Origin of the sequence: Heyndrickxia oleronia, assembly GCF_017809215.1 — a bacterium.
GTDB classification, from domain to species: Bacteria; Bacillota; Bacilli; order Bacillales; family Bacillaceae_C; genus Heyndrickxia; species Heyndrickxia oleronia.
The window spans coordinates 1066847-1079618 of the sequence record NZ_CP065424.1; the positions used below are offsets into that span (position 1 = coordinate 1066847).

The 12772-nt window shown below is 35.5% G+C and carries 7 protein-coding genes; 5 read left to right on the forward strand and 2 right to left on the reverse strand.

The window, feature by feature from the left end:
• Positions 1-95 precede the first annotated feature (95 nt).
• The gene (locus I5818_RS05355) at positions 96-2660 is read left to right on the forward strand and encodes a winged helix-turn-helix domain-containing protein (protein ID WP_078110323.1); all 2565 of its coding nucleotides are present in this window, start codon (positions 96-98) and stop codon (positions 2658-2660) included.
• Between the two features lie 70 nt (positions 2661-2730).
• Here the strand turns inward: I5818_RS05355 and I5818_RS05360 are convergent, their stop codons facing one another.
• Together I5818_RS05360 and secA2 are read right to left on the reverse strand one after the other, a co-directional pair.
• Positions 2731-3612, reverse strand: a complete 882-nt coding sequence (locus tag I5818_RS05360; protein WP_071975107.1) for an accessory Sec system S-layer assembly protein — start codon at positions 3610-3612, stop codon at positions 2731-2733.
• Positions 3613-3633: 21 nt separating this feature from the next.
• Complete coding sequence (gene secA2, locus I5818_RS05365; protein ID WP_078110321.1) at positions 3634-5985, reverse strand: accessory Sec system translocase SecA2; 2352 nt, start codon at positions 5983-5985, stop codon at positions 3634-3636.
• Between the two features lie 298 nt (positions 5986-6283).
• Between secA2 and I5818_RS05370 the strand changes: the two genes are divergently transcribed.
• From I5818_RS05370 to I5818_RS05385, 4 genes are all read left to right on the forward strand, one after another.
• Positions 6284-8245 carry an S-layer homology domain-containing protein gene (locus tag I5818_RS05370; protein WP_078110319.1) on the forward strand — a complete coding sequence of 654 codons (1962 nt, stop codon included), beginning with the start codon at positions 6284-6286 and terminating at the stop codon, positions 8243-8245.
• Positions 8246-8613: 368 nt separating this feature from the next.
• On the forward strand, positions 8614-10188 hold the full coding sequence (locus I5818_RS05375) for an IS1182 family transposase (protein WP_071977791.1): 1575 nt from the start codon (positions 8614-8616) through the stop codon (positions 10186-10188).
• A gap of 149 nt (positions 10189-10337) precedes the next feature.
• Positions 10338-11075 (forward strand): WecB/TagA/CpsF family glycosyltransferase, encoded by a 738-nt coding sequence (locus tag I5818_RS05380; protein WP_078109289.1) that lies wholly within the window; start codon positions 10338-10340, stop codon positions 11073-11075.
• Positions 11072-12640 (forward strand): putative polysaccharide biosynthesis protein, encoded by a 1569-nt coding sequence (locus tag I5818_RS05385; protein WP_078109288.1) that lies wholly within the window; start codon positions 11072-11074, stop codon positions 12638-12640. Before I5818_RS05380 ends, I5818_RS05385 begins: the two co-directional genes overlap by 4 nt.
• Positions 12641-12772 lie beyond the last annotated feature (132 nt).

A 12772-nucleotide genomic window follows, 5' to 3' on the forward strand; every position in this document is an offset into this window, starting at 1 on the left:
GTAAAGAGCCTTATAGTATAAAAAATTCTAAAAAATAAATATTTTATACTATAATTAGTACAAAGCTTTTGATAGGCAAAGGGGAGGGAGTGGACTTGAAAAGTAGAAATGATCAATTTGGGGAGACTCGTTCTATTTTAGTAACAAAACTTCAAATCCCAGTGAATCAAGCAAATATCCTACCAAGACCCCACTTACATAATCTGTTGAATCATGCTTTAGATAAAAATGTGATTATGGTAGGGGCTCCGGCTGGTTTTGGGAAAACAACAATAATTAGTGAATGGGTGAAAACCATTCATTTGCCGGTCGCTTGGATTTCAATAGGATTAGAGGATAATGAGCCAGAAACTTTTTTGGAATATATGCTTAGTGCTTTAGCTATAATTGATGATAAGCTTGGGCTAAAGTCAAGAAACCTTCTATATTCACCAAATCCTCCAGTATTAGAGAAAATATTTCAGTCATGTATAAATGAAATCGCAATGTTTTCAAGTGAACTTTGTTTAGTGATCGATAATTTTCATATGATGAATCATTCACAAATTCAACAAATCTTTGCATATTTATTAGAATTCATTCCTAGTAATCTGAAAATCATTTTAATCACTAAAACGGAAAATCTCCCTGCATTAAAAAAGCTTAAGTATACAGGAAAAATGGTAAAAATCTCGAAGGAGGAATTGCGTTTTAAAGGGCATGAATTCAAGCAGTTTTACCATGTTTTAAAAAAACTCCCTTTAAATGAACTAGAGCTTCAGTTATTAGAAAATAAAACAGAGGGATGGGTTATAAGTATGAACTTATTTGCTCAAGCCCTTGTGGAAGATCGATCTATGCTTTATGAAAAAGATCAGTTTTCAGGGAGACATCCATATATATATAGTTATTTAATCGAGGAAATGCTTGATTACCTAGATGATTCTGTTCGCAACTTTTTGCTAGAAGTTTCTATCTTAGATGAGCTATCCTGTTCTCTTTGCGAAGCAGTAACCTTAAAAAAGGATGCTGCGGAGTATTTGCAGCTTCTTTTTTCTTCAAAAGAAATGATTAAACTCATTCCAGAAAGAAACAATCAATGGTTCCGACTTCATTCGTTACTAAGGGAGTTTTTTTATCATCAATTAGTTAATAAATATCAAGGGAATATTGTTCATTTACACCGTCGAGCGTATACATGGTTTTATACTCAAGGCTATATTTCGAAGGCAGTCAATCATGCCGTTCAAGCAAATGATCTAGATAAAGCAACCGAATACTTATGGAATCTTGCCCCTTCATTATTAAAGAACAGAGAATACAATGAACTTGCGTACCTCCTTAACCTATTTCCTAATGACTGGATTGAAAATAGTCCTCATTTATGTATTATTTATTCCTGGACTTTAGCCCTTCAGAAAATGTGGGAAAATGCACATACATATTTGGCTTTCGTAGATCGATTGATCCTCAAAATGGAAGCATCTTTATATGAAAAGTTTCTGATTGAATTACATGTTTTAAGAGGATATATTGCCCTACTTGAGCAGAAAGGGGACGAATGTATAAAGCACATGACAACTGCGGCGAAAATGCTTCCTAAATATAGTGAATTTTATCATATGGGAGTAGAAATTCTATCTCCTGAATGGAATGTTCTTGGAAGTGATATTGCATTTGGTGGACAATTAGCATCTACTTGTACTCTTTACGGGAAACTACGCGAGATATGGAAAAATAGCGGACTCCCAATTGTAGGTTTTGGAGCCGTTGTATTAGGTGCCATTCATTATGAATGGGATGAACTGGATAAAGTTCAGTATTTTGCAAAACGTGGGATTTATATTGGAAAGAAACATAGGAATTTAGGCATTCTTGTTCCATCTTCTCTGCTCTATGCACGTATGAAAAGGGCATTAAATAATGATGATGAAATGTGGCAAATGATTCAACAATTAGAGAATTCAATAACAGATCGTTACTGGAGAACAACTATAACTGGTTTTAAGATAAAAATAATGCTTGAAGAGGGGAGGGTTGATAAGGCGGTAGAGTTGATGGAGAAATTAGAACAAATGCCTGATACAGGAATGATCAGCATCAATCAGATTAGAGTGCTTCGAGCATCAGGAAAAAGGACTAAAGCATTGAAACGAATCGAGCCATTAATAAAACAAGTAGAATTAGAAAATAGACTTGCGATCTTCATTGAATTAATGATTTTACAATCATTAATCCATTTTGAAGAGGGAAATCGTTCAAAAGCCTTTACTATTATTAATCAAGCGATCAGGCTTGGGATGAAAGAAGGTTATCTCCGTTTGTTCCTAGATGAAGGTACTCATATGAAGAAGCTATTATGTGATTTTCAAAAGATAGTTTCTACAGATCAAGCAGTTAAGGAGTATTGCTCGAAGATTCTATCGAAATTTGAACATGATTCTATCGATGAAGTGGTTGTAAAAACAGATCTTCCTTATTTGGATGACTTAACAAATAGAGAATTAGAAGTATTAAAGCTCCTTGAAAAAGGACTGACCAATAAAGAAATAGCCGAAGCCTTGTATATTACCGTAGGAACGGTGAAATTATATAATCATAAAATCTACTCTAAGCTTCAGGTAAAGAGCCGAACCCAAGCCTTGATCCGAGCGAAAGAATTAAGATTAATTGATTATTAGAAAAAGGAAAGGTGCCTGTCGACATATCCTATTAAAGGATAGTGACAAGCACCTGTTTAATTAATACTATTTATTTAGGCGGTTGAACCTTCCAAGTAGATAGATCTGGTTGTTCCTTTGTTACTAATGATTTAGGGAAAATGAATGTCCAAGGTTTACTTGTATTTGCCTTTACTTCAAAATCCTCTAGTTTAAATCCACCTTGTGCAATAATTTCACCTGTTGCATCTTCTACAGTCAGTGGCAATTGTTGAATTTGAATATTTTTATCAGAACCATTTCGAATAAGCAAAGTAATATGTAAATTACCCTCTTCATTAATATTGGCCTGAATTCCCATAAAGTTTACCTCACCAGGCTTAGGTGGTTGGACGGTGTTTAATAATTGTTTTAACTTCTCTTTATCTTCCTCAGCAAGGCTTTGTTCCCAGCTTTTTGCTAAATCAAGAGAATGTGGTTTCTTGATTTCAAATGCAAGTTTCCATCCATCTTTAGGTACAGAATCAGTGAAAAGGTCCTTTTTAGTAAAGACAAAATCCCATGGACGGCTACTTTTTGGTGGTAATTCACCTATTTCACTTAGATCAAAGGTCTTTTTGCCTAATACTTCTCCTTCACTCCCTAACAGAATGAGTGGGACGGATTGGAAGGTAATTGCCTTATTTAAGCTACTTCTTACGAAGGCAGTAACAATTAAATTTTCTGCAGAATCACTGTTAATCTCCACACCTGATAGGGAGACTTGATTAGGCTTTAACGGTGTACATTCGTTGTTAAGGAAACGAAGTACATATTCTCTTTCTTGAGAAATATTTGAGCCAGGTAAAATGGAAAGCTCTGTTTCTATTTCTTCTTCCATATTAGCTTGATCGGTTACCTCTTCATTAAGTAGATCACTAGACGAAACAACACTGTCTCGCCCTCTTTTTTTATTTTTTCCTATAAAGAACATGGGGTTCCTCCTACAAAAATATTATTCTGGTGTAGAAAAGCTGTTAATTAAAATGATAGCATATTCACTCATTTCTTTCTCAATACGATAATACGTATGAGTGAAAACCTCTAAACCTTCTTTTTGGTAAGTACGGATTGGGTCCTCTTGACTATAACCACGTAAACCTATGCCTTCTTTTAATCTTGTCATTGACTCAAGATGCTGCACCCAATACTCATCGATAATTCTTAATGTACGGTCCTTGACTAATGGGTGAAGATCACTGTGTTCATTAAAGCTTTCATCAATTTGTTTAAGGGTTGATTGTAGGTTCTCTAAAATGATCCCTTTCACTTCACTGTAGTCAAAACCATCTTCAAATTCTGGTAGATGCTGAAGTGATAAACGATTAATCTTTGCTCTAAGTTCATTCAGATCATTCATTGCACTACTTGATTCTTCAGCTTCTTGGAGAATGTGATCGGTTGCACTTTGAAGCGATTTTTTTAGTAAATCTACAGTGTTTTCTGATTCTAACACATTAGTGCGAATAGAATAAATGATATTTCTCTGTTCATTCACAACATCATCAAGTTTTAATGTGTATTCACGTGCAGAATAGTTACTGCCTTCACACATTCTCTGTGTTCGATCGATAAAGTCATGTATGTTTTTATTCATAATCAACCCGTTTTCGTCTGTTTGTAGTGATTTTTGAAGCTTCTCTACTTGATCGGCAGCAAAACGCTGTACGATTTCATCTTCAATCGAGATAAAAAACTGACTTGCCCCTGGATCACCTTGACGGCCAGAACGCCCTTTTAATTGATTATCAATTCGTCTACTTTCATGCCTTTCAGTACCGATTACATATAAACCGCCAAGTTCGGCAACCCCTTCACCTAGCAAAATATCGGTACCTCGTCCAGCCATATTGGTTGCAATCGTTATTTGCCCTTTTTGCCCGGCAATTGAGATAAGCTGGACTTCCTTTTCCACACTTTTTGCGTTTAATAATTGATAAGGAAGCCTAGCTTTGTCTAAATAGGTTGCAACTAATTCTGATTGTTCAATTGATGCAGTTCCAATTAGAATAGGTTGTCCATTTTCATGAATTTTCTTAACTTCCTTCGTTAGCGCTTCATATTTATGTTGAATTGTATCGTAAACTAAATCATTTTTATCGACACGGATTTTCGGTCGATTAGTTGGAATTGGAATAACATCCATACCATAAATTTGTTGAAATTCTTTTTCTTCGGTTTTCGCTGTACCAGTCATCCCTGAAAGAATTGGATACATACGGAAGTAGTTTTGAATCGTAATGGTAGCTTGCATTTTATTTTCATCGGTAAGTTTTAAACCTTCTTTGGCTTCAATTGCTTGATGCAAGCCATCGCTTAAACTTCTACCTTCCATGATTCTACCAGTAAACATATCGATTAATTCAATCTTTCCTTCTTGAACGATATAATCAACATCCCTACGGAAGATGACTTCTGCCCTTAAGGACTGAATCATGTAATGATAGAGAGTTTGATGCTCGATAGCATATAAATTATCAATACCGAATGATTTTTCTATACGATTAACGCCTTCATCGGTAAAATTCGTTGCTTTCGATTCAGGATCAAAGGTATAGTCTTTATCTAGTTTGAATCTTTTGACTAATTGAGAGCATACATAGAATAGTTCAGAGTTTAATGACGTCTTCCCTGCAATAATAAGTGGAGTTTTTGCCTCATCGATAAGGACACTATCGACCTCATCAATTATTGCAAAATGGTATGGACGCTGAACTCGTTGATTTGGGGCCATCACCATATGATCACGTAAATAGTCAAATCCGAACTCAGTCCCGATTCCATATGTTACATCTGCATTATAAGCTTCCTGTTTTTCCAACGGGGTCATTTGAGAAAGGTTCAATCCAACAGTTAAACCAAGGAATTCAAGGATTTTTCCAGTGATTTCTCTATCCCGTTTAGCAAGATATTCGTTCACTGTAATAACATGAACGCCCTTGCCTTCCAAAGCTCGTAAGTAACTTGGTAAAGAAGGCACAAGGGTTTTTCCTTCACCCGTTGCCATTTCAGAAATATTCCCATCAAGTAAACTAAGCCCACCGATTAATTGCACATTAAAATGGCGCATCCCTAATACCCTTTTAGATGCTTCACGAACGGTAGCAAATGCTTCTACTTTAATGTCATCAATGGTTGCACCTTCTGATAATCGCTTTTTGAATTCAATCGTTTTATTTTTTAATTCATCATCTGATAATTTTTCTATTTCAGGTTCAATGTCATTTATTTGATTAACCAGTTTATTATATTTTTTTAACGTTTTTTCATGTTGACTTCCAAATGTTTTTTTTAGATAAGAAATCATGAATGGTCTCCCCTCAAAATTACTATAACGAGGTTGTTCAAAAAGTGAGGATAAAGCTGAAGAATTTTCCGCACAAACCCGTTAGAACAAGTATTTTGGCGTATTTCGACAACAGCAAATTCTATCCTTTCGCTTCCTTGAACACGCACATATGAGTATTATACCACAAATGGTTGAAGTAGAGATAAGTTGAATTTACTGGTAATGAAAGTAGAATTATGTCAAATGAATCTAGTATCTGTCGATCATTTCTGATAGATTAATAAATAGACAAAATAATATTTTAGGAGGTAGATGGATGAAATCCGTGAAAAGCTTAGTCCTATGTATGTTTTCAATCATCATGATTGTATCATTCTCACTTCCAGCCTTTGCTGCAAGTGATGATATTACGGGGCATTATTTTGAAAGTGATATGCGGGCTCTAATTAATAAGGGGATATTAAAAGGAACAGCTCCTAATAAATATGAGCCTGATAAGTCAGTAACAAGAGCAGAATATGCAGCTTTTGTTGTTAGGACATTGGAATTAGATAAATATAATAAAGCTGATCTATCCATAGCAGAACTGAATGAATCTAATTTTAAAGATGTGAAATTAGGGGATTGGTATTCAGATGTTGTTCAAATCGCTGCAAAAGCGGGGATTGTAGGTGGATATCCTGATGGCACATTTAAACCAAATGCTGCGATTACTAGAGAAGAAATGGCGGTTATGACTGACCGTGCTTTATCAACAAAAGGTATAATTGCAGAAGGTAAACCACTAACGTTTATTGATACAAATCAAATTAATAAACAATATCGTGGGGCTATTGAACGATTAGTCGCATTGAAGATTTTTGGCGGTCTTGATGGAAATAAATTTGGTCCGAAGGTAAAAACAACACGTGGTCAAACTGCTGCTGTTCTTAATCGGATGTTAAATAAAATTGAACAATCGACAACAGAGCCAGAAACACCAACAGAACCAGAGACACCGACTACTCCGGTTGGAGATTATCAAGTAGCGAATCTATCTTCTGATGGAACGCCTACGATTATCAAAGGCTATGATTCTTTCGACACTGCTAAGAGTAATGCAACTGGTAATCAAGTAGTGCTAAAAGGAAACACCATTGTATGGATGAAAAGTGGGATTGCAGTTATAAATAATACAGTTGCTTCTATATATAGTAGCGAAAGTCTGAAATCCGATATTTCCTATGCAGTATTAGGCACTGAATTAGAATATTTTGATGCCGGAGAAAACTGGGTTAAGGTATCGATTGCAGGCATGACTGGTTATGCAAAGAAGGACGAAATTAAACTTATCCCAAGTATCCTTGAAAAAGGGCGTTCTTATTATGAGGTAACTACAAATGGAACATTAAGACACTCCATTTACAATCCGTTAAAAGATACTTATGCATCCTATGAATATGGTGTTGCTCCTAGCTTTTTAAATTCTGGAGGCAAATATTATAGCTGGGATGGTCATACATTCTATAATGTACAAGGAACAAAAGTAGGAGAAGCGTATCAATATTTTAATCTACTACCTATTCGTACAGAGACAGCCTATACTGCCGAAGATTTAAATCGTTATGTAGTAGCTAATGGGCCAGCAGGAAGCCCGCTTGCCACTTTAGGAGCAGAATTCAAAAAAGCTGAGAGCAAATATGGAATTAATGCAATGTATTTATTTGCTTTAGCCATTCATGAAAGTAACTGGGGAACAAGTGAAATTGCGAAGAAGACAAATAATTTGTTTGGAATTAAAGTATATGATACTGCTCCAGACAGTGGTGAGAAATATTCAAGTTTTGCCGAATCAATTGATCATGCAGGGAAATTTTTGTCAGAGAGATATGTGAACCCGAGTGGAGTACAGTATCGTGGTGCAATGCCAGGGAATAAAGCGGCAGGTATGAACTTACGCTATGCGTCTGATCCGTATTGGGGACAAAAAACAGCAGGACATATGTATAGAATTGATCAATATTTAGGTGGCAATGAAAGAAATAAATATACTTTAGGTGTAACGACTACACCAGGTGTGAATGTTAGAACTGACGCTACAACAGGTGGCCAAAATAAGGTATATTCATATCCGAATACTGGTGCTGGTATCATCATCACAGATACTGTAACCAATGCTGAAGGTACATGGTTTAAAATCTTATCTGATCAAAGCGATTTTAGAAATGCTCAGGAAGTGTATGTATACAGCAATGGAAGCTATGGGAATAATGTCATTCAAGCTCCTATTGCTAAATAAAAACGGCTCTTTTCTCAAAAATTGTTGCTATTTTTATAAAGTTTAACTAATTGGTGTAAAACTGGCAGTTGGGCTTTTAAAAAAGCAATAAACTACACGAATACAGCCATAAAGAACAATCGGCCAGCGCAAGCTGACGGGTACAGGAGCTAGACTAGATTTGAGATCCTGAAAATCTGTGAAAAAAAACTCGTAAATTTTGTAATTTAAAAAAGAGGCTGGGACAAAACCCACCTCTGAGATGAAAAAGCCGGTGAATTTTACGACGAGTAAAATTTCACCGGCTTTGATTTTTTTACAATAAAATAAGGACCACTTCTGATAAAATTAAGTTACCACACCAAATAAAATCAGAAAGAAGGATCCTTATGTTTAAAAATTATACCATGAATCAATTAGTTTTGCCTTTAGATTTAGAAGTAAAATTACAAAAAAATGATATTGCCTTTCATATCCATCATCTAGTTGAAAGTATTCCTCATGAAGTTTTCGAACCATTTCTGCGAAATGAGGGCTGTCCTGCTTATCATCCACGCATGATGCTTAAAATTATTTTATGTGCCTACACCCAATCTGTTTTTTCAGGGCGAAAAATTGAAGCCTTATTAAAAGACAGTATCCGGATGATGTGGCTAGCTCAAGGGTATGAACCAAGCTACCGTACAATCAATCGATTCCGTGTTCATTCAGATGTGAAAGAATTAATTCGCCAATGTTTCGTCCAATTTCGTTGCCAATTAATCGAAGAAAAACTAATCGATCAAGAAGCAATTTTTATTGATGGTACAAAGATTGAAGCAAATGCGAATAAATTTACGTTTGTCTGGAAGAAATCGATTGAGAAATATCATCACAGTTTAATTGAAAGGTCAAACCAGCTATATAACGAGCTACTTGAGAACGAAATTATACCTGAAATTGAACGGGAAGGTGATGAACAATTATCATTGAAAGAGCTCGCTCAATTGGTTGGAAAAGTGGACAATGTCGTAGCTGAGTATGATAAACAAATTGAGGAATCATCAGACGTTCCAGAACGAAAAGCTTTAAGAAGTGAACGCAAATACCCGAAACAAGTGCGTAAACAGTTGATTGATTTTGTCTTACGAAAACAAAAATACCAACGAGACTTTGAAATCTTTGGCACACGTAATAGCTATTCCAAAACAGATCTGGACGCGACATTTATGCGAATGAAAGATGATTATATGCAAAACGGACAATTGAAAGCTGGTTACAATGTACAAATCGCAACAGAAGGGCAATACACGCTTGCCTATAGTTTATTTTCAAACCCAACAGATACACGTACGTTAATTCCATTTCTTGATGAAATCGAGAACCATTATTTCGTGTTACCGAAACATATTGTCGCAGATGCAGGTTATGGTAGTGAACAAAACTATAATGATATCCTTTCGAACAGAAAACGAGAAGCACTGATTACGTATAATCTGTATTTGAAGGAGCAAAAGAAAAAGTACAAACAAAACCCATTGAATCCCGAAAACTGGCAGTATTGTGAAGAAACAGATACATATATATGCCCTAACCAGAAACGTCTTGAATTTCAATATCATTCTGTCCGTACTGATCGTACGGGATTCCAACGAAGGTTCAAGATCTACGAGTGTGAGGACTGTTCGGGATGTCCATTCCGTTCATCATGTACAAAAGCGAAAGAAGGCAACAATCGAAAACTAATGGTGAATGAACAATGGGAACAACAAAAAGTATATGTGAGAGCGAAGCTTTCAGAAGAGAAAACGAGATCCATCTATCGAAAACGCAAAATCGATGTGGAACCGGTTTTTGGATTCTTGAAGGCTAATTTGCGTTTCACTCGATTTTCTGTACGAGGAAAATCGAAGGTAGAAAATGAAATGGGACTCGCATTAATGGCCGTGAATTTAAGAAAATTCACGGCCAAACAACTACGGTAATAGAAGAATCAACACACAAAAATAGAAAAAGTTGAATTTGAGTTCGCTCAAATTCAACTTTTTCACTATTTGAAGCTAGTTATGTCCCAGCCCCTTTTGTGTTATAGTAATGAATGATATCGAAACTTGACGAAGCAAGGAGAATTATCATGAATCATAAGCAGGTAACCATCCTAGGTGTACCTTTTACCCATACGAATCAAAATGATTTTGTTCAATTATTAAAGCAAAGAATTGAATCTGAACAGAAGACATTTGTTGTAACAGCAAATCCTGAGATTGTCATGAAGGCAAATGAAGATTCAAATTATATGGACACAATTAAGCAAGCAAATTATATTGTTGCTGATGGCATTGGTGTTGTAAAAGCAGCAAAGATTTTAAACCAGCCTTTACCAGAGCGGGTTACAGGCTATGATACGGTGATGGATCTTTTAAACTTAGCAAATGAGCATAGATACCGAATTTACTTACTTGGTGCTAAACAAGAAGTACTCGAAAAAGCAGTCAATAAAATTAATACTAATTATCCGAATGCAAATATTGTCGGATCCCATAATGGTTATTTTGATTGGAATCATAATCAAATAGCTGAAGAAGTAGCGAGTCTGCAACCTGATATTGTTTTAGTTGCTTTAGGACTCCCACGCCAAGAGCAGTGGATTGCACAGCATATTGCCAATTTTAATAAAGGCATTTTTATCGGTGTAGGTGGAGTATTTGATGCATTAGCAGGGGAAGTAAAGCGCGCTCCCGAGATTTGGCAAAAATTAAATCTTGAATGGTTTTATCGCTTAGTAAAGCAACCTTCGAGATGGAAGAGGATGCTTGTTCTTCCGCATTTCGTTATGAAAATTTATGGACAAAAGGTTAAGGGGAGAAAATGAATCAGTCTTTTATCAAAAGTACATTAATTTTATCCATTGCCACTTTAGTTTCAAAAATTTTAGGGAGCATCTTTCGAATTCCGTTACAGAATATTGCCGGAGATCAAGTGTTAGGAATTTTTTCTTTAGTTTATCCGGTTTATATGGTTGCATTGACCCTGTCTGTTGCGGGTATTCCTATTGCCATTTCACAGTTGATTACGAAAGCTAGAGTAAATCAGAACCAAACTGATATTAGAAATATCTTTGTAACTGCAGGTATATTGGCGTTTCTATTCGGGGTAATTAGTTTTTCATTTATCTCAATATTTTCACGACCAATTGCACATGTATTAGGTGGACAGGATACTCGTTTATCCTTATTAATTGTTGCGTCAACACTGTTAATCGCACCATATATGGCTGTGTACCGAGGGTTCTATCAAGGCTTCGAGGATATGAGACCAACAGCTATATCACAAGTTTTGGAACAATTAGTCCGTGTTGGATTTATTCTAGTTATTGCATATATATTTGTACAACAGCATTATACAAATCAGGTGATCGCAGGTGGAATCATGATTGGATCACCAATAGGTGCCCTACTTTCACTTATTTACTTGCGCTCAAAATTTGCCCGTGACTCAATAAAACCAACATCTGAAGTAAAATACACATACGATGACTTTAAAAAGATAGGAAAACAAATTCTTAAAATATCCATCCCGATCTGTATTGGAGCTATTACAATGGCATTACTGAATTTTGTTGATTCTATTACCATTCCATTCAGTTTGCGATCATTTGGCGATTCAGAGAAGGAAATTACCTATCTATATGGTATATATGGCCGCGGATTGTCATTGGTTCAAATTGCGACTGTGTTCTCTTCATCAATTGTCTTACCATTAATTCCTTTAATTACTAGTAAGCTTTTAAATAATGAAAGGGCACAAGCAAGTAATATTATTGGCAGAGCCCATTGGTTAACCAATATAGTTTCATGGCCAGCAGCTTTTGGATTATTGGCTTTAACGCTTCCACTTAACCTTGCCCTTTTTAAAAATACTGAAGGAAGTATGGTCCTCGCGATTATTAACTTTAGTTCAGTATTTACTTCATTAACAGTGCTTGGAACAGGAATTTTACAAGGGATGAATAAGGCCAAGCAAGCCGCTATTATAATAATAATTGGCGTTTTGGCAAAAGTAATAACAAATATTGTATTTGTTAAATACTTCGGATTAACTGGAGCGGGTATATCAACCTTGCTTATTTACATTGTTATATTCTTTATCAATACTCATTTAATTATGAAAAATGTCTCTTTTTCATTATGGAATAGAAAGACATTAGTAAGTATTCTTTCTTCCATTGTTATGGGAGCAGTGGTTGGGGTGCCAACCTTATATCTTCAAATTACTGATTGGGGAAGAATGTCCGCTCTACTATATTTAGGCGGATCCATTGTTATCGGTGGACTTATTTATGCTATTTTATTGATTTTGCTAAAAGCGATTGATCGTGAGGAATTAAGCTCATTTCCAATAATCGGAAAGTTTTTCAAAAAAGCAATGAATCAATAAATTGGAACAAACTATAAATATTTCTAGAAAAATGTAGAAAAATGTGGATATTTACTATGACAATTTATGATATAATTTTTACCTAAAGCGGATAAAAGGTGGAAAAAGTATGACATCAGTTTTATACTGGTG

What these genes read in the sequence shown, in the direction of transcription:
- I5818_RS05360 (WP_071975107.1), bottom strand. Translation starts at nt 3,612, where the DNA reads ATGTTCTTTATAGGAAAAAATAAAAAAAGAGGGCGAGACAGTGTTGTT.
- secA2 (WP_078110321.1), bottom strand. Translation starts at nt 5,985, where the DNA reads ATGATTTCTTATCTAAAAAAAACATTTGGAAGTCAACATGAAAAAACG.
- I5818_RS05370 (WP_078110319.1), top strand. Translation starts at nt 6,284, where the DNA reads ATGAAATCCGTGAAAAGCTTAGTCCTATGTATGTTTTCAATCATCATG.
- I5818_RS05375 (WP_071977791.1), top strand. Translation starts at nt 8,614, where the DNA reads ATGTTTAAAAATTATACCATGAATCAATTAGTTTTGCCTTTAGATTTA.
- I5818_RS05380 (WP_078109289.1), top strand. Translation starts at nt 10,338, where the DNA reads ATGAATCATAAGCAGGTAACCATCCTAGGTGTACCTTTTACCCATACG.
- I5818_RS05385 (WP_078109288.1), top strand. Translation starts at nt 11,072, where the DNA reads ATGAATCAGTCTTTTATCAAAAGTACATTAATTTTATCCATTGCCACT.